16 protein-coding genes and 1 pseudogene are annotated in these 24,499 nt (G+C 50.8%); 8 read left to right on the top strand and 9 right to left on the bottom strand.

Annotation, left to right across the window (positions count from 1 at the left end; translation table 11 throughout):
• Positions 1-4: 4 nt before the first annotated feature.
• A complete protein-coding gene (locus HC248_RS08960; protein ID WP_168922199.1) occupies positions 5-1,843 on the bottom strand; it encodes a nitrite/sulfite reductase in 1,839 nt (612 codons plus the stop codon).
• Between the two features lie 78 nt (positions 1,844-1,921).
• Complete coding sequence (locus tag HC248_RS08955) at positions 1,922-2,713, bottom strand: sulfite exporter TauE/SafE family protein (protein WP_168922198.1); 792 nt, start codon at positions 2,711-2,713, stop codon at positions 1,922-1,924.
• Positions 2,714-2,909: 196 nt separating this feature from the next.
• On the opposite strand from HC248_RS08955, the gene HC248_RS08950 reads away from it, so the two are divergent.
• Positions 2,910-4,151 carry an ABC transporter substrate-binding protein gene (locus tag HC248_RS08950; RefSeq protein WP_168922197.1) on the top strand — a complete coding sequence of 414 codons (1,242 nt, stop codon included), beginning with the start codon at positions 2,910-2,912 and terminating at the stop codon, positions 4,149-4,151.
• A gap of 15 nt (positions 4,152-4,166) precedes the next feature.
• Here HC248_RS08950 and mnmC1 read toward each other — a convergent pair whose 3' ends face one another.
• Positions 4,167-6,068 (bottom strand): FAD-dependent 5-carboxymethylaminomethyl-2-thiouridine(34) oxidoreductase MnmC1, encoded by a 1,902-nt coding sequence (gene mnmC1, locus HC248_RS08945; protein ID WP_168922196.1) that lies wholly within the window; start codon positions 6,066-6,068, stop codon positions 4,167-4,169.
• Positions 6,069-6,088: 20 nt separating this feature from the next.
• A complete protein-coding gene (locus HC248_RS08940; RefSeq protein ID WP_168922195.1) occupies positions 6,089-6,361 on the bottom strand; it encodes an oxidative damage protection protein in 273 nt (90 codons plus the stop codon).
• Positions 6,362-6,907: 546 nt separating this feature from the next.
• Here HC248_RS08940 and HC248_RS08935 point away from each other — a divergent pair.
• The 3 genes from HC248_RS08935 (at position 6,908) to HC248_RS08925 (ending at position 8,248) form a co-directional block, all read left to right on the top strand.
• Positions 6,908-7,183, top strand: a complete 276-nt coding sequence (locus tag HC248_RS08935; protein ID WP_168922194.1) for a hypothetical protein — start codon at positions 6,908-6,910, stop codon at positions 7,181-7,183.
• Between the two features lie 39 nt (positions 7,184-7,222).
• Positions 7,223-7,753, top strand: coding sequence for a DsbA family protein (locus HC248_RS08930; protein ID WP_168922193.1), 531 nt, complete (start codon positions 7,223-7,225; stop codon positions 7,751-7,753).
• A gap of 153 nt (positions 7,754-7,906) precedes the next feature.
• Positions 7,907-8,248 carry a DUF6172 family protein gene (locus tag HC248_RS08925; protein WP_168922192.1) on the top strand — a complete coding sequence of 114 codons (342 nt, stop codon included), beginning with the start codon at positions 7,907-7,909 and terminating at the stop codon, positions 8,246-8,248.
• A gap of 36 nt (positions 8,249-8,284) precedes the next feature.
• Here HC248_RS08925 and HC248_RS08920 read toward each other — a convergent pair whose 3' ends face one another.
• Positions 8,285-9,544 carry a DEAD/DEAH box helicase gene (locus tag HC248_RS08920; RefSeq protein ID WP_168922191.1) on the bottom strand — a complete coding sequence of 420 codons (1,260 nt, stop codon included), beginning with the start codon at positions 9,542-9,544 and terminating at the stop codon, positions 8,285-8,287.
• A gap of 137 nt (positions 9,545-9,681) precedes the next feature.
• Here HC248_RS08920 and alkB point away from each other — a divergent pair, with 137 nt between their 5' ends.
• Positions 9,682-10,374, top strand: a complete 693-nt coding sequence (gene alkB / locus HC248_RS08915) for a DNA oxidative demethylase AlkB (RefSeq protein ID WP_168922190.1) — start codon at positions 9,682-9,684, stop codon at positions 10,372-10,374.
• A gap of 30 nt (positions 10,375-10,404) precedes the next feature.
• Here the strand turns inward: alkB and HC248_RS08910 are convergent, their stop codons facing one another.
• Both HC248_RS08910 and HC248_RS08905 read right to left on the bottom strand, forming a co-directional pair.
• Complete coding sequence (locus tag HC248_RS08910) at positions 10,405-15,054, bottom strand: MBG domain-containing protein (protein ID WP_168922189.1); 4,650 nt, start codon at positions 15,052-15,054, stop codon at positions 10,405-10,407.
• A gap of 253 nt (positions 15,055-15,307) precedes the next feature.
• A complete protein-coding gene (locus HC248_RS08905; protein WP_168922188.1) occupies positions 15,308-15,691 on the bottom strand; it encodes a hypothetical protein in 384 nt (127 codons plus the stop codon).
• A gap of 111 nt (positions 15,692-15,802) precedes the next feature.
• On the opposite strand from HC248_RS08905, the gene HC248_RS08900 reads away from it, so the two are divergent.
• Positions 15,803-16,303 carry a disulfide bond formation protein B gene (locus tag HC248_RS08900; RefSeq protein WP_168923763.1) on the top strand — a complete coding sequence of 167 codons (501 nt, stop codon included), beginning with the start codon at positions 15,803-15,805 and terminating at the stop codon, positions 16,301-16,303.
• Between the two features lie 63 nt (positions 16,304-16,366).
• Here HC248_RS08900 and HC248_RS08895 read toward each other — a convergent pair whose 3' ends face one another.
• Together HC248_RS08895 and map are read right to left on the bottom strand one after the other, a co-directional pair.
• A complete protein-coding gene (locus HC248_RS08895) occupies positions 16,367-18,961 on the bottom strand; it encodes a [protein-PII] uridylyltransferase (RefSeq protein ID WP_168922187.1) in 2,595 nt (864 codons plus the stop codon).
• A 72-nt stretch (positions 18,962-19,033) separates the two neighbouring features.
• A complete protein-coding gene (gene map / locus HC248_RS08890; protein ID WP_168922186.1) occupies positions 19,034-19,888 on the bottom strand; it encodes a type I methionyl aminopeptidase in 855 nt (284 codons plus the stop codon).
• Positions 19,889-19,980: 92 nt separating this feature from the next.
• On the opposite strand from map, the pseudogene HC248_RS08885 reads away from it, so the two are divergent.
• Both HC248_RS08885 and purL read left to right on the top strand, forming a co-directional pair.
• Positions 19,981-20,293 (top strand): annotated as a pseudogene (locus tag HC248_RS08885) (zinc ribbon domain-containing protein YjdM).
• 167 nt (positions 20,294-20,460) lie between these two features.
• Entirely contained in the window at positions 20,461-24,486 is a 4,026-nt protein-coding gene (purL, locus tag HC248_RS08880) for a phosphoribosylformylglycinamidine synthase (RefSeq protein WP_168922185.1), read from the top strand.
• The last annotated feature ends 13 nt before the right edge of the window (positions 24,487-24,499 follow it).

Raw genomic sequence — 24,499 nt, 5'->3', positions numbered from 1 at the left:
TTATTCAGACGGTTTCTTCGAGGTCAGTTTTGACCTTGGCGGAAAAGCGTGCGCCATTCGCGGCGATTTTGAACGGGTCTGCGCCCAAGCGGTGCAGGGCGTCAATAAAGGTTTCGGTTTGTAGGCCGGTGGATTCGCGCAAATCGCGGTAGGTGTTTAAAACTGCCTCAATGACTTCCGGTACTTCTGCTGCAGAAAACGATGGGCCGACTACTTTGCCGACTGCCGGTTTGCCAGATAGTGTTGAACCGTCAGAGCCGCCAAGCGTGATTTGATACCACTCCTTGCCATCTTTATCGACACCAAGAATACCGATATGGCCGCTATGGTGGTGACCGCAAGAGTTGATGCAGCCGCTAATGTGAAGGTCTATTTCACCGAGGTCATGCAATTCATCGAGGTCTTGGTAGCGCTGGGTAATTGCCTCTGCCAAAGGCAATGAACGGGCATTAGCTAAGGAGCAAAAGTCGCCGCCAGGGCAAGCAATCATGTCGGTAAGCAAGCGTGTGTTGGCACGTGCAAAGCCGGCTTTACGCGCTTGCGTCCAAAGTTCGGCGAGTTGGTCGTAGCGCACCCAAGGCAACACCAGATTTTGGTCGTGTGTGACGCGTGCTTCGCCAGCGCCGAACTGATCGGCCAAATCGGCGGCGATCTCAAGCTGATCGGCAGTGGCGTCGCCGGGCGCTTGACCAAGGCGTTTAAAGGACAGCGTGACTATGCGCAGATCTGGATTTTGGTGTGGCGCTACATTGCGCTCTAACCAGCGGATGAATTCTTTGTCGTCTTGGGTTGCAGCGAGCAAAACCTTGGCGGTCTGGTCTTGTGCAGCGCTTCGTTTGTTGCTCACGTTGGGGGCGACAAAGCAACTGGTGACGCGGTCTAGTTCGGCTTGGGTAATCGTGTGTGGTGCGCCGTCGAGTTCCACAATGTCTTTGTATTCAGCTTCGACTTGGTCTATAAAGCGTTGGCCTTCGGCCTTGACCAGTATCTTGATACGGGCTTTGTAAATGTTGTCGCGGCGGCCAAAACGGTTGTAGGCGCGAACAATCGCTTCGATGTAGTTAAGTAACTGGTGCCACGGCAAAAATTCGCGCAGCGTGCTTGCCAAAATGGGAGTGCGGCCCATGCCGCCGCCCGCCGCGACTTGAAACCCTAGCTCGCCGGCTTCGTTTTTAATCAAGTGCAGACCTACGTCGTGCCAAGCTGTGGCAGCGCGGTCTTCGTGAGCACCGGTGATGGCGATTTTGAATTTGCGCGGTAGAAAAGCAAACTCTGGGTGTAGTGTGCTCCACTGACGCATGATTTCTGCAAACGGGCGTGGGTCTGCCATCTCGTCAACCGCAATACCGGCACGCTCGTCACTGGTAATGTTGCGAATGCAGTTGCCGCTGGTTTGAATGCCGTGCATATCCACGCTGGCGAGTAAATCCATCACGTCGGCAGCTTTGTCGAGTGGAATCCAGTTGTACTGAATGTTTTGACGAGTAGTGAAGTGTGCGTAGCCTTTGCTGAGGTGTGACTTGACGGACAAGCCACCCGCTAGCGGCACGCTGCCCAGCTTGTCTTGCGCTGCTTGGGCTGAATCTATCAGTGCTGTGCTGGGCTGGTCGTAGTCTCTGGCGATTTTCGCTAGTACACGGATCTGGGCGCTTGAGAGTTCGCCGTAAGGAACTGCAACTCTGAGCATGGGTGCGTAACGCTGCACATACCAGCCGTTTTGCAGGCGCAAGGGTTTAAATTCGTCTTCTGCTAATTCACCGGCTTGCCAGCGTGTGAGCTGGTCGCGAAATTGGCTGGCTCTGGCTTGTACAAACTGGCGATCAAATTCTGTGTATTGGTACATGGCTATCAGTTGTCTGTTTCTGTGTAATTAATATGTATGCGTACGAAGATAAATGTTTTGAAAAATCCGTGTCTTTGACTATATCGAAATAAGTTTGGCGCCAGCGTAGGCAAGCAACACAGATAACAAGGATCGGATGATGCGATCAGAGGTTTTGTGCATGAGGTACGTGCCTAGCCAAATTCCGGGCAGGGAGCCCGCCAATAATTTAGCCAACAACATCCAGTCTACCGAACCAATGCTGGCGTGACCTAGGCCCGCAACCAGTGTGAGCGGTACTGCATGGGCAATGTCGGCGGCCACAATACGCGGCATTGGCAGTGCGGGGTAAAGCAACATCAACACAATCACGCCGATGGCACCCGCGCCGACTGAAGTCAGTGTAACAAGCGTGCCCAGAACAGCGCCAAACAGTACTGGCAGTGACCAGTGCTTGGGCCGCGTGGCTTGATCCAGCAGAGCAGGGTCTATCTTGGTGGGCGCAGTCTTGCCCCGAATCGCCTTGTAAAGCATAGCGGCTGCGGTAAATAGCAAGGCCACACCTAAAGTTGTTGTCATCAAAGATTGGATGGCTGGATCGGCCGGACCTAAATCGCGAAGAATGTAAAGGGTAATTAAGGTTGCCGGTATGCTGCCTGCGGCGACTTGACCCACGATTCGCCAGTCGATTAATCGGGAGCGCGCTAGATTTACCGTCCCGCCCATTTTGGTGAAAGCTGCAAACAACAAATCTGTGCCAATCGCTAAATGCGGTTTGACACCAAACGCAAAAATCAAAAGAGGTGTCATGAGCGAGCCGCCACCCACACCTGTTAGTCCAACAATGAGACCAACACCAAAGCCAGCAAAGATAAAGACAAATTCATTCATAGGCAACTAATGTAGAGGCAGTCTTTATGAAAACAAACTACAAAATTGTTGTTCCTTTATGTGCATAAGCTTATATAGGGCTTATTCATCAAAGGTCTCTTCTAAAACTAGCGACTGCGCTGTTAAAGTCCCTTCAACTATAAAAGCCTCCCTCAATGCACCCTGCATGTCGGTTGCCTAGCTAATTTTTAAATGGATGGAGACTAGATTGAATTTCACACAACGTCGGCTGCTGAGCGCTGCTCTGCTGGTTTATTTAACCGGCATTTACAGCTCAGCCCTAGCGCAATCATCGACGCAAGCCAATATCAAAATTGGCGAGATCAATAGCTACTCCACCATGCCGCAATTTACCCAGCCTTATCGCCAAGGCTGGCAACTTGCGGTTGAAGAGATCAATGCCGCCGGTGGTCTGCTGGGCCGCAAGGTTGAGGTGATTTCGCGTGATGACGCAGGCAAACCCGAAGAAGCAGTTCGCCATGCGGTTGAGCTTCGTTCACGAGAAAAAGTTGATATTTTGGCCGGTGGTTTTTTGTCCAACGTTGGTCTTGCACTGGCTGACTTTGCACATAAAAACAAAACCGTTTTTATCGCCAGCGAGCCTTTGAGCGACGCGCTGGTCTGGGAGAAAGGCAATCGCTATACCTTCCGCTTGCGCCCGAGCACCTATATGCAGTCTGCCATGCTGGTAGAAGAAGCCGCCAAGCTACCCGCCAAACGCTGGGCGACGATTGCGCCCAACTATGAATATGGTCAGAGCGCCGTCGCTAGTTTTAAAGAATTGCTCAAAGCCAAGCGACCAGATGTGGAGTTTGTCAGCGAACAGTGGCCGGCTCTTGGCAAGCTAGACGCTGGCACTACTTTGCAAGCGACTATGCAGTCAAAACCGGATGCCATTTTCAACGTGACTTTTGGTTCAGATTTGGCCAAGCTGGTGCGCGAAGGCAATCAGCGCGGCATTTTTCCTAAAACACCAGTTGTCTCGCTGCTCTCGGGCGAGCCTGAATATCTTGACGTGCTCAAGGATGAAACGCCAAAAGGCTGGATAGTTACCGGCTACCCTTGGGATCAAATCGATACGCGTGAGCACGCGAGCTTTGCAGCTAATTACTACAAGCGCTTTAACGAGAACCCAAAAGTCGGGTCTGTCGTGGGTTACTCCACCATGCAAGCGATTTTTGCAGCTATCAAAAAGGCCAATTCCACCGATGGTGAAAAGCTAGTGACCGCTTTTCGTGGTTTGAAGTTCAGCACACCTTTTGGACCGGCCGAGTTCCGGGCTTTGGATCAGCAGTCCACCATGGGTGCTTTTGTCGGTAAATTAGAGGTGCGCGCTAACAAAGGCACTATGACGGATTGGCGTTATGCCGATGGCAAAGCCTACATGCCAAGCAATGCTTATGTCAAAGCGCGGCGTCCCGCTGAGGCTATGCAGTAAAGAGTGCGCGGCTTTTTAACTTGCCTTGGCCTTATCTATCATCAAGGCCTTGACCAGTCTTTGCTCCATGGGCAAAGGCTCAGCGTGTAGCCAAGCGGCGAGTAGTTCGGCGCAAAGACCTGAGAACGTCAAGCCACGCGAACCCATGCCACTGCAAACCCAAACCTGCGGGCCGACTGAAGCGCCAGCTAAGCGCGTGAGCATGGGTAGACGTGAAGGTGTGGCGCAGCGCACGCCTGCCCAGCCATGAATTTGATTTTTTGCCAGTTCGCTTTGCATCTGCTCTGCGGCTGCTGGCAATAGCTGCTGCAATTTAGCTAAATTTTGCGCGTGATCTTGCGCTTTTATTTCAGCCGTTGCGCAGTCGCGTTCATAGCTTGCGCCCACCATCCATGCCAAGCCTTGTTCTAACGGCAGGGCGGGCGTGTAACTGCCGTGACCGTTTAGAGCCGCCTTATTGGGCGACTCGCCAGACTGATGCAAACCCCATGAAACTTGACCGCGTATCGGGTGCATACGCAGTTCAACGCCTAGTGATTGCGCCAGCGTTTGGCTGTCAAATGCTGCGGCGATCACCACCAAATCAGCTTGTGCGAGTACTTTTTCGTCCGCATCCAGCGCTTGCCAACCTGCTTGAACAGTTTTTGCGGCTTTAAGACTTGCTACTCGCGCACTGCCTTGCCAACTAACACCTGGCGTTTTTAACCAAGCTTCAACCAGTTTTGCGGGTTTGATCCAGCTAGCGCTGGCATGCCAAATACCGTCTGCTTGGGGGCTTAGGCCGCAGGCAATATTTTGTTCTTCAGAACTCCGGCAACTCCACTCAGCAGCCGCTTTAGACCACTCGTTGAACCAAGCTTTAGGTAACTGCGGGCCTGTGCCATCCAAATCGCGTTGCAGAACGCCGTTGTGACACCAGTCTTTGCCATCTTCCAGCAATGCTTTGGCCTGTTGGCGCGTGATGCGTGCACCGCTGCGTGATAGTTTTGACAGCAAGCTGTCATCGACAGAGATATGCGGCACCAATAGTCCTGCAGGTAAACCCGATGCCCCGCTTGCGGGCGTAGCGGCTGCGTCCAATACCGTGACCTTCCAGCCACGCTTACTCAAGCTGGCTGCGATTGCCGCGCCAGTTAGGCCTGCGCCTATGACAATACAGCTGCTCGCTGCCAATGCCCGTGGTCTCCGTTGATCGATTGCTTTTCTTGGCTCCCAAGCCGGGTTATATAGGCCTTGTAAGCTGTATTGCTGTGGTGTTGTAGCGGATGTTTTTTCGGTTTCAAAGCCGCATTGTTTTAAGCGCTCTGGTAATGCGTGATCTGTCGCGTTTGTTGCTAAGCGAGTGCCGCGCCGGCAGCAACTGGCAACGGCTTTGATGGTGTGTAAATCCCAGATAAGTGGGGACTGTTGATGGTCAAAACCATTGAGGTATAGCGAGTCAACCTCTAGCAATTGCTGCTGCAGCATGGTTTTGGCATCTCCCACACACAGGGTGAGCAGCACGTATCCGTCTTCAAACAGCAATCGGTGCATGCCTGGTAGCAAACCCCATAGTTGCGCTTGTAACTGCTCAATTAACGGCAACAGCTGGGGGTAGGCTTGGTTAGCGTCCAGCATGGCTTGCGCACTGAGAAAGTAGGTATCGGTTGCAACGAAGTGCAGCTGGTTCGGCCTATCTGCATCGTCTCTCCAAGCTAGCCAAGTGAGAAGAAAATTTTGCCCCAATCCAAAGCCGACTTCTAAAATTCGCCAGTCAGACTTTTTACGCCAGACCATGGGTAGGCCACAGCCGGCTAAAAAAACCTTTGCTGCTTGGCTGAGATGAATGTCGTCAATAAGCTGGCGACTCAACAGGCTAGAACTTTTAAGTGCAGTGCTGGTTGCGCCGCCTTTTGGCCATTCAATGCGCTCTGTCATTCCTAGCGCTTTAGACCTACTTAGGCAGTAGGGGGCACGTAGCCTTGCACTGCATCGGCGCCGTCGCCAAAAAAGTGTTTTTCCATTTGCCGTGCTAAGTATTGACGCGAACGTGCATCGGCTAGGTTGAGCCGGTTTTCATTGACCAGCATGGTTTGCTGCTTCATCCAATCAGCCCAAGCTTGTTTGCTGACTTCTTCCCAAAGCCGCTTGCCCAGTGGTCCGGGATAGGGTGGGAAATCTAGACCTTCAGCTTCAACACCGAGTTTTATGCATTTGACGAGACGTGTCATGTTTATATGTATTTCCGTTAACTTTAAAGATTATTTGAGTATAAGGAATGGCGCCACCACTAAGGTCAGTGATGACTATCTAGCCATTGTTTTTTGAGCTGATTGGTGATTAAGACGGCGTTTGCTGGCAGGCTTGCACGTGTAGTCCAATGCCCTCAAATAAGCCTCAAGCTTTTGCTGCCACCTTAAAGGTTTCGATATCTAGGGTAAAATTATGTTTTTCGAGCAGTGTATAAAAGCATTGCGAGCTATCAAAAATATAGCACTTAATAATCATCAAATTTGCCTTGTAAAAATCAAATTTCTTATTTAATTGTTATTAATTTGACAACAAGATAACTATAAGTTAACAACTGAAGCAAAACTTCAAGTTTAACAGTCATCCAAATCAATAAACTTTGATTATTTTTTTGGTAAATGCGTAATTAGTAAGTCTTTATTTTGTTAGCCGTTTCCATTCACAAGTACTACTCATAAATAGGCTAGGCATGGACACCACCACTGCTGTATGCCATTTATCAACTTTAACTACGGAAGAAATAAATTATGGCAAGAGCTGACGCTAAAACTGCTGTCCTAGCTGACGGACTGCGCTACAAATCGAAGGTCTCTGGCTCTCCTTTCGCCGCCACAACATCTTTTGGTGCTGCCACCATGTCATGTTTTATGTGCGGTAAACATCGGGCCCGCTCTTTGATGGGTACGCGTAAAGTGCTGGGTAAATCGCAAGCAGTTTGCTCGCCTTCGTGCAAAGCACTCGACGAGACCTTAGAAAACGCAGCAGCTGCTGCCGCTGCCGCCGCAGCATCTAACAATACTTAAGTTGTAGCGGTAGTCAAACAATTTGTGAGCCTTAAAACTATGCAATCGCTTTTGACAATCCGCGAATCATCAGACCATATTTTGGGGCCTTTGTCGGCGCCAATTACGGTGATTGAATACGCTGACTTTTCTTGTCCCTCATGTCTTCAAGCGCAAAGCGCACTTAAGATCATGTCAGTGCAGTTTGAAGGCCAGATGCGCATAGTTTTTAGGCATTTCCCCGTACGTGAATTGCATCCGCTTTCTGAATTGGTTGCACAAGCCGCAGAAGCGGCTGGCGCACAGGGGAAATTTTGGCCTATGCACGATTTGCTGTTTAACCATCAACAACATTTGAGCGAAAGCTACTTGCAGACATTGGCTCAACAGCTTGACCTTGATATGGCGCGCTACCACAACGACATTCAAGGTCATGTTTATCTGCAACGCGTACGGGAGCACATAGCGGACGGCCACAAACTGGCTTTACGCGCTACGCCTAGCTTTTTCGTTAACGGTCAATTAGTCGATGTGTCGTTCGGCCTAGATCATTTACATAAATCGGTGGAAGCGCTAGTGTTGCGGCATTAAAACTTAATGCACGCAAGGTGTTAGCTGTTTAAGTTGTACGCCTTCATTGCGCAATCTTTTCACCATTCATTTCTCATTTAGTGCCAGCTTGGCACTGATAATCTTCAGATAGCTTGGCTATTCAAGCCACGCACAGCACGCTACAAGGTCCCCATGAAAAAAACATACCTCCTCAACGTTGAGGGTAAAAACCGTGATCGTCTGTTGGATGCGGCAAAGCACGACATTCGCAAATACGTCAAACGTGAACGTGCGCGTCCTCTGCCGGCTGAGGTTGATTTTTTTGACTTTAACTGCCGCCTTGGTAGCAGCCAAGAAACCGCTGTTGAAGTCCACTTCGCCGCACTATTTACGGCGATTGATACGCTGACCAAAGACGGTGCAAGCCAGTTCTACGCCGAAGTCGTTACCAGCCACGGCCAACGCACGGCTAAACCGTATGACGCCAGTCGGGACGCCCAAGCACAAGCTGACGCAGACTATCAGGATAACTAACAGCTAAAAGTCTGCTTGGCAGACTTTTTTTGCATTTTATTCTTCAGCAGCAGCGGCGCGCAGTTTGTCTTTTTTGCTTGGGCGCTTGCCCTTAATGCCGCCTACTGACAGCGGATCAACCGCGTTGACGACTGCGGTTTCAATGGGTTCAAAGCCAACAATTTCTTCCAGCGCCACCGATAAACGTTGGCGTTTTTCAATCAGCTTGAAATGCGCCTGTGTGCTGCCGCTGACAAAACTCACCGCCATACCACTCTCGCCAGCGCGACCTGTGCGACCTATTCTGTGGGTGTAATCGGTCGCTGAGCGCGGTAAGTCGTAGTTCACCACGACGGGTAATTGATTGATGTCTATGCCGCGCGCCGCCACGTCAGTGGCCACCACCACTTGAACGGTTTTGGCTTTGAAATCCATCAACACTTGATTGCGTTTGCCTTGGCTTAATTCGCCGTGAAACGGCTCGGCCTCGATAGCGTATTTACGCAGCTTGTCGGCAATCATTTCTGCTGCATGTTTGGTTGCGACAAAGACCAAAACCCGACTCCATTTTTCAGTTTGCACCAAGTGCCTGAGCAGTTGTGTGCGGCGGCTAGCATCAACCGCAATAGCGCGTTGGGTGATGTCGGGTTCAGTCGCAGCCAGCGCTGCAATTTCTATTCGCAACGGATTGCTGAGCATGCTTTGCGCAAGCTTTTCAATTGCGGGCGCAAAAGTGGCCGAGAAAAACAAACTTTGGCGCTTGGCTGGTAGCAATTGCAAAACACGCCCCAACTCCTCACCAAAACCTAGGTCTAACAAACGATCTGCCTCGTCTAGCACCACGCAATTGACCTTGCTAATACTGACTGCATTGTGTTCAATTAAATCGAGTAGTCGCCCCGGCGTTGCGACCAAAATATCAGCGCCGCCGCGCAGATTAATCATTTGCGGATTAATCGACACACCGCCAAAAACAACCGCAACCTTGACACGTTTGGCAAGGTGTTTGGCAAAGCCATCAATCGCTGCGCCGACCTGAGCAGCAAGCTCTCGCGTCGGCACCAAAATCAGTGCGTGAATGCGGCGGGGTGATACTGATTGCGGTTGGGCAAGCATTACCTGCTCAAGCAAAGGCAAACAAAACGCAGCGGTCTTCCCGGAGCCGGTCTGAGCCGAGCCGATTACATCGCGGCCTTGCAAAATTGCCGGTATAGCCGCCGACTGTATTTCGGTGGGTGCGCTGTAGCCGTTGTCGCTAAGTGCTTTGAGCAGAGCGGGCAATGTAGCGGGCGAAAAACCCAGATCAGTAAATAGCATGAAAAAAATCAATCAAGACAGGCGCTAGCCCTGTATGCCGCGCAGTGCGCAACGGGTGCGGGGCTTTGCCTCGCATAAGCATAGAGTTTAATCGCCGTAGACAGCAGCTAGTGCTTGCATGCTGATATGGTGGGTATATGCGCAGTAGTTTTAATCTTGATCTTTTTGGCGATATGCCCGAACCCGGTGAATCGTTTAGCCCCATCGCGCCTGGTGCTGCCTTGCTGCGCGGTTTTGCACGTGCGCAAGCAGCGCAACTTTTAGCCAATATTGAAGACCTTATAAAACACGCGCCGCTACGCCATTTGGTCACGCCGGGCGGCTATCCGATGTCAGTGGCCATGACTAATTGCGGCAGTTTTGGTTGGGGGTCTGATCAACACGGTTACCGCTATACAGCACAAGACCCAATCAGCGGCTTGGCTTGGCCGGCTATGCCAGAAATCTTTTTAACTTTGGCCACGGCCGCAGCACTCGCCGCTGGTTTTCCTCACTTCGCGCCTGACGCCTGTTTGATTAATGAATATCTGCCAGCAGCGCGCATGTCGCTACACCAAGACCGCAATGAACGGCATATGACTTCTCCCATCGTGTCGGTTTCGTTGGGACTGCCGGCGGTTTTTTTATTTGGTGGATTGAGTCGATCTGATAAGCCGCAGCGCTTGTTACTTTCGCATGGCGATGTAGTGGTTTGGGGCGGCCCCTCAAGACTGGCCTTTCATGGCGTCGCCCCACTTGCAGACGGCTGGCACGGCCTGCTCGGGTCACGCCGTATCAACCTGACTTTTCGCCACGCTGGGGAAAAGCTGGCGAGTTCTGGCTTTGATTGACAGCCGTTTTTAGGCGGCTGTTTTATCCTTTTATTTTTTAGCTTTAAGAATAGTCATAACACCATTTACAGGGGCGAGAAAGTAGTAATTAGTCGACGCCAGAGTGCCAAGACTTCCCGTAATGACAGCCGTTCCAGGCAAGGTTGTAGTTGTCGCAGTACTGTTGCCAAATGCCGTACCGGTGACGCCGGATGTGAGTAAATTTTGACCCAAGACAAAACCAGTGATGCTTTCTGTGAACGTCGGATTGATCGCGCCAAAGTAACGCGTCTGGTTATTGGCTGTCACAAGCAGCGGCGCTTTATTAATCGTTAACGTGCCCTTCACAAAATTTGTGAGGTCGTAATTTTTAGCGATTAAAAAGGCATAAGGCGTAATGTCTGCTGTACCGACATTAGTGGTTGATGGAGCTGTTGCTGTGGCGCTGCCGATACCGCTAGTTGCCGTAGCCGCCGTCTCGTTGTTTGCAAAGCCGCTGACCGTTGTCGTAAAGCTCGGGTTGGCTTGGCCATATAGGCGCGATTGGTTGTCGGCGTTTACGGTTAAATGCGCTTTGTTAATGGTTAACGTGCCGTCAATCAGATTAGTAAAGTCGTAGTTTGTAGCGGCCAGTGAGCCGGCGCCGGCGCTTATATTTACGTTACCAACATTAGTGGTTGATGAAGCTGTCGTTACGGCGCTGCCGGTACCGCTAGTTGCCGAGGCAGCATTCTCACTATTAACAAAGCCGCTGACCGTAGTGGTTAAGCTTGGGTTGGCTTGGCCGTAGAGACGCGATTGGTTATCGGCTGTGACGGTTAAATGCGCTTTGTTTATGGTTAACGTACCGTCAACAAAATTAGTAAAGTCGTAGTTTGTAGCGGCCAATGTGCCGATGCCTGCGGTGATGCTGACATTACCGACGTTAGTGGTTGATAAAGCTGTCGTTACGGCGCTGCCGGTGCCGCTAACTGCCGTGGCTGCCGTCTCGCTGTTTGCAAAGCCACTGACCGTTGTTGTTAGGCTTGGGTTGGTTTGGCCGTAAAGGCGCGATTGGTTGTCGGCGGTGACGGTTAAATGCGCTTTGTTTATGGTTAACGTACCGTCAACAAAATTAGTAAAGTCGTAGTTTGTAGCGGCCAGTGAGCCGACGCCTGCGGTGATGCTGACATTACCGACGTTAGTGGTTGATGAAGCTGTCGTTACGGCGCTGCCGGTGCCGCTAACTGCCGTGGCTGCCGTCTCGCTGTTTGCAAAGCCACTGACCGTTGTCGTTAGGCTTGGGTTGGCTTGGCCGTAGAGGCGCGATTGGTTATCGGCGGTGACGATTAAATGCACTTTGTTAATGGTTAACGTACCGTCAACAAAATTAGTAAAGTCGTAGTTTGTAGCGGCCAGTGAGCCAATGCCGGCGGTGATGCTGACATTACCAACATTAGTGGTTGATGAAGCTGTCGTTACGGCGCTGCCGGTACCGCTTGTTGCCGAGGCAGCATTCTCACTATTAACAAAGCCGCTGACCGTTGTCGTTAGGATTGGATCGGCTTGGCCGTATAGGCGCGATTGGTTGTCGGCGGTGACGGTTAAATGCGCTTTATTTATGGTTAACCTACCGTTGAGCCCAGTAGTTCTGTAGTTTCTAGCGCCAAGATCGTTTACGGTGACGTTAATGCTGACATTACCGACACTGGTTGTTGGCATAGCTGTTGTGGTGAGCAGAGGGGATCCAATATTGGGCGTGCTCAAGCTCTCGCCGTTAACAAAACCACTGACCTTGTAGGTCAGGTCTGGATTGACTTCACCATATAAGCGAGACAGGTTGTCAGGGGTAATGGTTAAATAAGCTGGGGTAACCGTCCAGTTTGTTGGTGTTTTCCAGGCTTTCAAAACGTAGTTACTGGCATCGGTTCCAGACAAACCATAGCCACTGGCATATCTGAATGTGTAGTTGTCGACGTCACTAAATTTAGTTGGGGCTGTCGACGTGTTTGTTGCAGTGCCGTTCAACGACGCATTGTTAAGGCTGTATGAGGCGCCATTGCGATCGACCAGTTTGTAGGCAAATACCGGCGCTGTGCCATAGACGTTAGTGCCAGCAGTTGGGTTCACATAAACAGTGACGCTGCAAGCACTGACCGCGCACAAAATAGGTTGGTCATTATTGACGCCTGTGGCGAATCCCCATATTGGTTGAGTGAAATTAAAGCCTGTAAATTTAAATTCATCAGTCATTTGGGCTGCTGTTAAACCTGTGGCGCCAGTTGATATACCGCTTCCAATACCTAACTGGTTTGGATTTGTTTCATTAATTTTCCAGTAGTTATTGCTAATTAAGCTATTCTGATTCGACCCAATTAGTCCGCCAACAGACGATGTGCCACTCACAAAACCTGATGCATAGCTGTTGATAACTGCTCCATAGTTATTTCCAATTAAACCACCAGCATAATTAGAAGAAGCAAGCACTGAGCCTGTGGCGTAACTATTATTTATTGTTGAAGAGCTCTTGTTATAACCAATCAAACCACCAACATAAGATACTCCTTTTACTGATCCTGTCGCATAACTCATATCGATAGAGCCTCTACTTTCAGTGTATCCAACTAGGCCTCCAACATAATTTACACCATAAGTAGATCCTGTGGCATAGCTGTCACGAACTGAACCCTCGTTAACCCCGGTTAAACCACCAGCATAATTAGAAGAAGCAAGCACTGAGCCAGTAGCGTAACTATTATTTATTGTTGCATTTACATTGTTATATCCAGTCAAACCTCCCACGTAAAATGATCCATTTACTGATCCTGTCACAAAACTTTGGTTGATAGCACCAATGTTTACTCCAACTAGGCCGCCTACATAATTCGCTGCAGTTACGTTTGTCGAAGAATAGCTGTTGGCAATGCTTGCATTGCTATATCCAGCTAGTGCGCCGACGTAACTAGCTCCGGTTGTTATATTAGAGTTAACAATTCCAATATTGCGAATATCACCCTGAGCAGCGACAAATCCAAATAAACCTACATAGCTAGTTATGGCTGGATTTATAGAAAGGTTGCTGACCGTATGACCGAGACCGTCGAGTGAACCATTAAATGAATTGATTGCATTACCAATCGGGTTAAAAAAAGATCCACCTAGGTTTATATTATTTCCCAGCACATAGCGGCCAGATAAAGTGGCTGGACTGTTTCCCATGCTCTGCAAGCCAGCTTGGTTAGTAATAACGGTTTGCGCAAAGCCCTTGATAGTCAAAGCGCCCGGATTCAGATTAGAAAAATCAACACTCCCAGTAAACCCACTCACACCCAGCGCCACATTTACTTTTCCGGTTGGATTTAATTCAAGCGATGCCGCACCAGTTGCCGTCATCACGGCGTTGATATTCACATCATTGACAGCTGTAAGGGTGAGCTTGTTGGTACTCCAGCTCACTGCGTCATTAACATTGAGATTGCCCAGTGTGCCGGTTGCACCGCTGGTACTGCTGATGCTCACATTTGTGCTGGAGAGGTCCGTGCTCAGGTCTGCGCCTGTCATATCGCCGCCGCTTGCTGCGATGGTGAAATCAACCGGGTCTATCAACCATTCGCCGGTTTTTCCATTTGCGGCTTTGGTGGTGATGCTGGCGTTGTTTGATATTTTTACTCGCGCGGCTGAGGTTTCGATAAAGCCGCCATCACCGCCATTCGGTGCTGATGCGTCTAGCGTTCCGCCCACATGAACAGTGCCGTTTTTCATGTCGCCCAGCAGCACGATGCGGCCTTTGTGGTTCTCCAAGGTCTGGGCTTGGATTAAGCCGGTGTTGTTGACCACGGTGTTTAGCAGTCCCGTCGCCGCATGCGTGGTCAAAAATACTTTGCCGCCATCGGCTTGAATCAAGCCTGTATTACCCACCATTGCATTAACTGCGCCTGTGTCAACGGTGACGTTGAGTAAACCGTCGCCAGCCATATCCAACGTCATGGCATTACCAGCCGCCAGCGCTACCGTGCCTAGCTTGGCAGAAATCGTGCCATGATTGTGAACACTAGCGCCAAGTAAAGCTACGTAACCACCCGCAGTTGCGGTGATGTCGCCTTGGTTGATTACTGAGGCGCTGCTGCTTCCTGCAAACTTGTATCTTCCGGCCATGAAATCCGCGTCTGACATGTCATGGGTAGACGCGATCAAGCTACCAACATTAACGGATGCGCTTTTACCAAACAAGATACCGTTTGGATTGATCAGTATGACTTTTCCGTTAGCCGAGAGACTTCCGAAAATACCTGAGGACTCAAGGCCCAACACGCGGTTAAGGCTGACTGAGCTGGCATTGGGTTGTACAAACTTGACCGATTCAGTCGCGCCGATGTTAAAGCTCTGCCAGTTAAGGGCCGCTTTTGGAGTAGTTTGGGTAATAAGCAGTCCCGACGGATCTTTTGCGATATTCGCGCTACCCGATACAACTTCACCACCAGACGGCAGCGCGTAAAGGTTTGAACCAAACATCAGCAACAGCGCTATGGCCGCGGCTTTAAAGGTGTCGCAAAAGCGAGTATGGCGAGTTGAGTGATGCGATTTTCTTGCATTTTTTTCGCAACATTTGCCAGCGCTAGTGTTGGTAGAAGTAGCTTTTTTACCTGCACTTTGGGTTAGTTCCGAGGTGGCGACAAAAGTGCCTGTGCTGTCGTTCCAGATTGAGCGGTATACATGGTTCATGATGCATGTCCTTGGGTTTAAACAGTCTCAAGGCCTAGAACCAGCGGGAATTGTGTCAATGCCTGCTAGCTGAGACAAAGAGTTTTTTAAAGTTGAAGATGTTTTAGGGTTTATTAAAAACGTGGTCGAGAAAAAATAGCGAATGAATACTAATCAGTTCTTATTAATTAACGAGTGCATGTTGTAACGAAGTGAATCATTAAGCAACATATTTTTTGGGTATTACGAAATTAATTTATTTTTCCATGTCATGTCATGTCATGGCGTGCCATGAATCGCTCTGCGTGACCACGCCAAGCAGAAACTTAAGAAAGAAATAATGAGTCGGCGAAAAACGATAAAAAAACTTGGCGTTTTGAGCGATGACTTTGTACGTTTTAAGGCGAAACTCCAAACGCCAAACACTTAAGGCCTCATCACGAGGCAATACGATGCGATGTAGCCAATTGGGCCAGTCAGAAAAAAGGCTATATTTAAAAATGTTGTTTAACGCTTGTAATACCGCGAACAAATTTAGATAAAAGTCTGCTGACGCAAACTTGACTTTTTCTCTGGTGAGATGGATTGGTGTTAAAACACTCACATGGCATTTTTTCTTTGTAATAGCGCTTTGTGAATGTGCGATTCCTACAGACAATGATTTTAAAATTTAACGAAATAACGGGGACTGCATGCGCACCTCATCACGGGCCAATTCGGCGCCTAACAAAAACGATGCAGCTATTTTTGGAGAAGTGAAAAAATGACTATCTTTTCGACTTACTCAGACACTGCGCCTAGCCGAATATTGGCGTTGATCTGCGCCGCTTGCGTGGCAATGCTGGGCTTTGGTTTGTATCTCCAACACGTTGTGGGACTCGAGCCTTGCCCGATGTGCATAGTTCAGCGTTACGCCTTAATTTTGGTCGCAATTGTCTCTGGCCTCACGGCTTTAAGTCGCACCAAGTCGCTTCAAATCACAGGCATTATCTTTATGCTTTTGTTCTGTGTGCTGGGCGCTTTTGTCGCTGCGCGGCAAAGCTTTTTGCAATGGTTTCCACCGGCTGAAGCGTCATGCGGTCGCGACTTCTACGGCATGATTGAAACCTTCCCACTGCAGCGCGTTATCCCCATGATTTTTAAAGGCAGCGGCGACTGTAGCGTGGTGGACTGGACTTTCTTGGGTGGATCAATTGCCAATTGGTCGTTTGTTTGTTTTGCCATCATTGGCGCGGCTGGCTTGGCTCTGCTTATTCGCCTTCGCCGTTGAACTATAAATTTATATTTTCAGCCGTCAGAGCAAATTCAACAGCTGAAAATTTATCTAGCCGTCCTAGGTATCTAAAGCTTGCAGCAATTCGGTTTCTATAGCGATTTGTGCTTTATTTTGCTGTAGCTCAGGCCCATCTATCAAGAAAGTATCTTCGACACGTTCCCCCAGTGTGGTGACTTTTGCCAGTAGCAAATTAATGTGATGTTTGGCCAGCACACGTGCGATTAGGTAGAGCAGGCCAACACGGTCGCTGGCAGAGACAGTTAGCAGCCAGCGCTGGGCTTTATCGTCGGGCTGTAAATCAACTCTTGGTGCAATCGGAAAGCTTTTTCCGCGCCGCGAAACTCTGCCCATGCCTTGTTCTGGCAGTGGTTGTTTGTCTTCTACTGCGCGGCCCATTTCTGCCTCAACAATGGCGGCGAGTTCGCGGTAATGCTCGTCTAAATCAGGGCTGCTGACCTGAAAGGTGTCAATCGCATAGCCGTTTTTGGTGGTGTGGATTTTGGCATCCAAAATACTGAAACCGGCCTGATGAAAATAGCCACAAATTCGTGCGAACAAGTCGGGTACATCGGGCGTATAGACCAGTACTTGCATGCCTTCGCCAGCCGATGATCGGCGTGCGCGCACAATCGCTTTTCCTTTGTTGACATGGCGCGAAAGTTGGCGTGCGTGCCAAGCAATATCGCTAGCATCGTGGCGAATAAAGTAGCTGACGTCCAGCGTCTCCCAGAGTTTTATATGCGACTCGAATGGCTCGGCAAACAAGGCAAGCTCTATCAGCGCTTCACGTTTTCGTCCTTCAATCACAGCCGCTGCGTCTGGTGCTCTACCGCCAAGTACGCGTAAGGTGTAGCGATACAAGTCTTCTAATAGTTTTCCCTTCCACGCGTTCCAGACCTTTGGACTGGTGCCACGTATATCCGCTACTGTGAGCAGATAGAGCGCGGTCAGATAGCGCTCGTTGCCCACGCGGGCGGCGAAAGCCAGTATCACGTCTGGATTACTCAGATCTTCTTTTTGAGCGATTCTGCTCATACTTAAATGTTCACCGACTAAGAATTCGATCAGTTTGGTGTCTTCAGCTTCTATGCCGTGTTGACGACAAAATACGCGAACGTCTTTTTTCCCCAGCTCGGAATGATCGCCACCACGGCCTTTTGCAATGTCATGAAACAGTGCTGCAACAATCAAGATCCAAGGCTTGTCCCAGCCCGCAGCGAGCTGTGAGCAGGCCGGATATTCATGCGAATGCTCGGCCATGAAAAAGCGCCTCACGTTACGCAGCACCATGAGAATGTGCTGGTCAACGGTGTAGACATGAAACAAGTCATGCTGCATTTGGCCAACGATTTTTCGAAATACCCAAAGATAGCGACCCAACACTGAGGTCTGATTCATCAAACGGATAGCGTGGGTAATGCCTTCTGGTGCCATGAGTATTTGGCGGAAGGTTTCATGGTTGACCGGGTCACTGCGAAACTGGGCATTCATAATGCTTCTGGCGTTGTAAAGCGCACGCAGCGTTCGTGCCGACAAACCTTTGATGCCAACAGTTTGCTCGTACAACCTAAAGGTCTCTAAGATGGCGTGCGGTTCACGCAGATAGAGGTCGTCAGTGGCCACTTCAAGCATGCCGGCTTTGTCGAAGAAACGCTCATTAATCGCAGGCATTGGCCAGATCGAAGGGTTTAAACGCTCCTCAATATTGAGCAGTAAAACTTGGTTTAACTGACTGACTGCTTTGGCTGCCCAGTAGTAGCGTCGCATCAACTCTTCGCTTGGGCGGCGCTGCATTTTGCTGCCGTCTTCGGCTTTGCTGCGGTAGCCAAAAGACTCGGCCAATGAGGTTTGCAGATCAAACACCAAGCGGTCTTCGCGCCGGCCGGCAATTAAATGCAGACGTGCACGAATTAAACTGAGTTGGGCGAGGTTGCTTTTGAGTTGGCGTAACTCGAACGCAGTAGCTAAACCGTTTTTAGCTAATTCGTCCCAAGTTTTACCCAGACCAGCTGCTTGAGCTACCCACAACACGACTTGTAAATCGCGCAAGCCACCGGGTGACTCCTTGCAGTTGGGTTCTAGTGAATAGGGTGTGTCGTCAAATTTGTTGTGGCGCTGGCGTTGCTCTAGTGTTTTTGCCACGAAAAAAGCATAAGCGTCCATATCGCTAGCGAGCTTTTCTTGCAGCTGTAGAAAGGCTGACTTGGAGCCCATTAGCAAGCGCGCTTCTAAAAGTGAAGTTTGCACCGTCACATCTTTGGCGGATTCTTCTAGGCATTCATCGGTGGTGCGCACGCTTGAGCCAATTTCTAAGCCACTGTCCCAGCAGTCGCTGATGAAGTTTTCGACCTTGGTTTTGAATTCTGGGTCTTGGTCTAGTCTGGTGTGGGCCGGCAGCAGTAGCAGCACATCTAGATCTGAATGCGGATAAAGCTCACCTCTGCCGTAGCCACCCACTGCGATCAGGCAAGTTGCATCAGTGAACCCTGAGTTTTCCCAAAGTATGGCTAGGGTCTCGTCAGTGTGTTTGGATAGACTTTGCAGCCTACTTTTAATACCGCGAATAGACGATCCACTGCCGGCTAGTGAGGCAAACAAAGCCTGTTTGCCGGCGCGATACCGGTCTTTGACGATTGCTAAATCAGTTGTCACTTTTTGCCACCTTGGCCAGCGGCCGGTCAGAGACTAATTTTTCTCAAGGGGCGGTTTGCCCGCCCCTTGAGTTCAGGCAGCGATTGGGCTTTGTGCCGCTGCTGCCATTTTTGCTTCGTACTCGGCCACAAAAGCCGGTATGGCTGGGCTGCCGGCAGAGACTGTCATGACTTCGTAGCCGGTCTCAGTGACCAAGATGGTGTGTTCCCACTGCGCCGAGAGTGAGTGATCGCGGGTAACAATGCTCCAGCCGTCTTTTTCTGGGCCGTCCTTGATTTCACGCTTGCCGGCGTTAATCATGGGCTCAATCGTGAAAGTCATGCCGGGCTTGAGAACTTCAAGCGTGCCTGGTCTGCCGTAATGCAGAACTTGTGGGTCTTCATGAAATTTCTGACCCACGCCGTGTCCGCAAAATTCTCGTACAACGGTAAAGCCTTGTTTTTCAGAAAAAGTTTGAATCGCAAAACCGAGGTCACCGAGTCTGACCCCAGGTTTGACGCGCATGATGCCTTGCCACATGGCTTCATAAGTCACAGCGCAAAGCCTTTTGGCTGCAATCGATGCTTCGCCAACCAAATACATGCGGCTGGTGTCTCCGTGCCAAGTGTCTTTGATGACGGTCACGTCGACGTTAACAATGTCGCCTTTTTTAAGCGGTTTGTCATTGGGTATGCCGTGGCAGACTTGGTGGTTGACCGAGGTACACAGAGACTTGGGGTAGGCGCCGTAACCGGCGGGCTGATAGCCCAAAGTCGCGGGAATCGTGCCCTGAACTTGGGTCATGTAGTCGTGCGCCAAGCGGTCGATGTCGTTGGTCGTGAGACCCGGTTTAATAAATGGTGTCAGGTAATCCAGCACCTCGGAGGCCAAGCGGCCAGCCACGCGCATACCAGCTATGCCGGCTGCATCTTTGTAGGTAATAGTCATTTTTAGATTATCCCACCTCAACTATGGCCTTGCTAATTTTGGTCCATGCGATTAGCAGATGGTGTCTATGCGTTTCAGATCGTGGAGGACAATTGCGTGAAGAATTCACTCACTTATGCCCTAAATGCAAATCTGCATTCACTTACGAAGACGGCAAGCAGATGGTCTTCCCAGAGTGCGCCCATGAGTGGGCACAAGACGCCGCGCCTGTCGCCGATATGCGTGTCTGGAAAGACGCTAACGGTAACGTGCTGCAAGACGGTGACACTACTAGCTTAGCCAAGGACTTAAAAATCAAAGCCTCATCCTCGGTTGTCAAGGTCGGCACAAAGATCAAAAAACATTCGCCTGATAGACGGCGACCATGACATTGACTGCAAGATCGAAGGCATAGGCGCGATGTAGCTCAAGTCCCAATTCATCAAGAAGGCCTGAATATCTCAGTGGGCGTGCTGGCGCTGGTAAAATTTATTTCTTTGTCTACTCCTCGCTAACACTGGCGCTGGGTTGCCACCCTACCAACGGCCAAGCCTTGGTTTGTACTTACTCATTACCTGACAAGGCCAGTCCCCGTGACCCACCACCTGACGACATTTGAGGCTTTGCCTCGCGGTATTAGTGCCCTTAGCGAGTTCCGCGCCGGTTTGTTACTTCCCCAGCTAGCGGCTGTGAATGAAAAAATCATTGCAGTCCACGCTCGCTTTGTGCACCTAGTCGCAACCACCAGCCCGATTGAAACGGTTGAGTTTGACAAGCTCACCGAGCTGCTTACCTACGGCGAGCCTTGCAAAGTAGAGCCGTCCGGCAATTTAAGCCATGCTACTTTTTGGATAACGCCGCGCTTTGGTACGGTCTCGCCGTTTGCGTCAAAAGCTACCGACATTGCGCGCAACTGCGGCTTGGCAGTACGCCGGGTCGAGCGCATTGTGGAATACCGCTTAAGCCTTAAAAACCCACTCTTGGGCAAAGCAACAGTATTGACAGCAACCCAGCGCGAACAAATTTCAGCCTTGCTGCATGACCGCATGACCGAAAGCATGGTCGATAGCTGCGAGCAGGCCAAAGGCTTGTTTGCTGAAATGCCGGCTGAGCCACTGCAAATGATTGATGTTTTAGTCGGTGGCCAAGCCGCCCTTGAGTCAGCCAATGCAGAGTTTGGACTGGCGCTGGCTGAAGATGAAATCGATTATTTAGTCAAAGCTTTTCAGCAGCTAAAGCGCAATCCAACGGATGTCGAATTGATGATGTTTGCGCAAGCCAATAGCGAGCATTGCCGTCACAAAATCTTTAACGCTGAGTTCACGATTGATGGCGTTGCGCAAGAAAAATCCTTGTTTGCGATGATTCGAAACACTGAAAAACTCAACCCGCAAGGCACGGTAGTTGCCTACTCGGACAACGCTTCTGTGATGCAAGGCCATGTGCTTCAGCGCTTTAATGCCAGCGTTAATGCGGATGGCCGTCAAAGCTATGCCGCCAGCGATGCGCTGTTAACCCATGTTTTGATGAAGGTAGAAACCCACAATCACCCGACTGCTATCTCGCCGTTCTCTGGCGCAGCAACCGGTGCGGGCGGTGAGATTCGGGATGAGGGCGCGACCGGTCGCGGCTCCAAGCCCAAGGCCGCACTGACCGGTTTCACGGTATCTAAATTGTTTGCTGACGGCCAGCAGCTCAGCAAACCTGATCACATCGCAAGTGCGCTTGAGATCATGACCGCAGGCCCACTGGGTGGTGCGGCATTTAATAACGAATTTGGTCGGCCAAACTTAGCCGGTTACTTTCGTGAGTATGAGCAAACTGTGGGTGGTCAAACTTGGGGTTATCACAAGCCCATCATGATTGCCGGCGGTCTTGGCACGATTGACGCGGAACTGACGAAAAAGATTTTGTTCCCCGCCGGCTCGCTGCTGATTCAACTCGGCGGCCCCGGCATGCGAATTGGCATGGGCGGTAGTGCGGCCAGTTCTATGGCCTCGGGCACTAACGCGGCGGCACTCGATTTTGATTCGGTGCAACGCGGCAATCCTGAGATCGAAAGACGCGCCCAAGAAGTCATTAACCAGTGCGCCCAGCTCGGCTTGGCGAATCCAATTTTGGCGATTCATGATGTAGGCGCAGGCGGTCTATCCAACGCCTTTCCCGAGCTGGTCAACGATGCTGGCCGTGGCGCCCGCTTTGATTTGCGCGCCATTCAACTCGAAGAAAGCGGTCTGTCACCAAAAGAAATCTGGAGTAACGAAAGCCAAGAGCGCTACGTGATGGCAATAGCGCCTGAGTCGTTGGCTTTATTCCAAAGTTTTTGCGAGCGCGAACGCTGCCCGTTTGCGGTTATCGGCGTGACGACTGAAGAAAAGCAATTGTTACTGGTTGACGGCGACAGCCCAACACCGGTAGACATGCCCATGAATGTGCTGCTCGGCAAACCGCCCAAAATGCATCGCGACGTTACTTCAGTCGCGGCTAATCCATTGCCACTAGAGTTGACCGGCGTTGAATTGCAAAAGGCTTGCATCGATGTGCTGAGTCACCCAAGCGTTGCTTCCAAGCGCTTTTTGATCACCATTGGCGACCGCACCGTGGGCGGCTTGACGCACCGTGATCAAATGGTTGGTCCTTGGCAAGTGCCTGTTGCCGATTGCGCAGTGACATTGGCCGACTACCAAGGTTTTGCCGGTGAGGCCATGAGCATGGGCGAGCGCACGCCGTTGGCCGTCCTCAATGCGCCCGCATCCGGCCGTATGGCGGTGGCAGAAGCGATTACCAATTTATTAGCCGCACCGATTGAGTTATCAAGCGTGAAGTTATCGGCGAACTGGATGGCCGCTTGCGGCGAGCCGGGTCAAGACGCAGCCCTTTATGAAACGGTTAAAGCGGTTGGCATGGAACTCTGCCCAGCGCTGGGGATTTCGATCCCGGTTGGTAAAGATTCCTTGTCCATGCGCACCGTCTGGACAGAAGCGGGCGAGACTAAAAAAGTCACCTCACCGGTGTCACTCATAGTCACCGCTTTTGCGACTTTGGCTGATGTGCGCGGCACGCTAACGCCTCAGCTTGATGCGGTTGAGGCCGACAGCACTTTGATATTGATTGATCTGGGCTGGGGCAAGTGCCGCATGGGTGCGTCCATACTGGCGCAGACGTTGCATCTTGAAGGTGGCGAAGTGCCTGATCTTGACGATCCTCAAGACTTGATTAATTTGGTCATTGCGATCAATGCTTTGCGCAGCCAGGGCCGTATTCTGGCCTACCATGACCGCAGTGATGGCGGTTTGTTTGCGGCGGTTTGCGAGATGGCGTTTGCCGGCAATGTCGGTGTGGCCATGAATATAGACATGTTGCTGGTCGAAGGCGACGGTATTACCGACAGCCGTATGGATACCGGCGACAGCAAAAATTGGGCTACTCAAGTTGGCGCTAGGCGTGATGAGCTCACGCTCAAAGCCTTGTTTAACGAAGAATTAGGCGCGGTCATACAAGTGCCTACCGCACTGCGTAATGAAGTCATGCAAACGCTGCGTGAGCACGACCTGTCCAAGTTCAGCCACTTCATCGGCAAAACGCGGCCAGCGCACGCATCGCTTGAAGTTGGTAAAGGTGAGATTCAAGTTTGGCGCGATACCAAAGCCGTCTTTAAAGCCAAGCTGCAAGACTTGCATCAAGTGTGGGACAGTGTGAGTTGGAAGATTTGCCAACAGCGTGATAACCCACTGGGCGCAGATACAGAACACGCTGCCTTGGGCGATCCCACCGATCCTGGTCTGCATGCGCACCTGACGTTTGAGCCGGTCAAAACCTTGTCCGCGCCCATGCTGAATTTGTCTAGGCCGCGGGTGGCCGTGCTCAGGGAACAGGGCGTTAATTCTCATTTGGAAATGGCCTATGCCTTTACCCAAGCGGGCTTTGAGGCGGTCGATGTGCATATGACAGACTTGCAAACCAGCCGAGTCCAACTGGCTGACTTTAAAGGCGTGGTCGCTTGCGGTGGTTTTAGTTATGGCGACACCTTGGGCGCAGGCATTGGCTGGGCCAGATCGATTACTTTTAACCCTTTGCTGTTAGACCAATTCAACGCATTTTTTGGCCGTGACGACACCTTTGGTTTGGGTGTTTGCAATGGCTGCCAAATGTTTGCCGAGCTCACCGACATCATTCCGGGTGCCACCGCTTGGCCGCGTTTCACGACCAATCGCAGCGAGCGCTTTGAAGCGCGTTTGAGTCAAGTTGAAGTGTTGGATTCGCCGAGCTTGTTTTTCGCTGGCATGGCTGGCACGCGTCTGCCAATTGCAGTTGCTCACGGTGAAGGTTTTGCTAATTTCGATCAGAGTTTGGGTGGTTGTGGTGACCCGGCTTTGGCGATTGCGGCCATGCGTTTCACAGATAACTTTGGCAAGCCAGCGCAAAACTATCCGGCTAATCCAAACGGTAGCCCTGACGGATTGACGGCAGTGACCACTGCCGATGGCCGTTTCACCGCCATGATGCCGCACCCTGAACGCGTGTTTCGCAACATCCAAATGAGCTTTAGCCCGCTGGATAAAAGTGCGCTCAGCCCGTGGATGCAGATGTGGATTAATGCGCGTAAGTGGGTCGATTAATGTCGCTTGAGAT

Origin of the sequence: Polaromonas vacuolata (genome assembly GCF_012584515.1) — a bacterium.
Classification (GTDB): domain Bacteria; phylum Pseudomonadota; class Gammaproteobacteria; order Burkholderiales; family Burkholderiaceae_C; genus Polaromonas; species Polaromonas vacuolata.
Note: the sequence above shows the minus strand (reverse complement) of the source record. Positions and strands in the feature narration are given on the sequence as shown.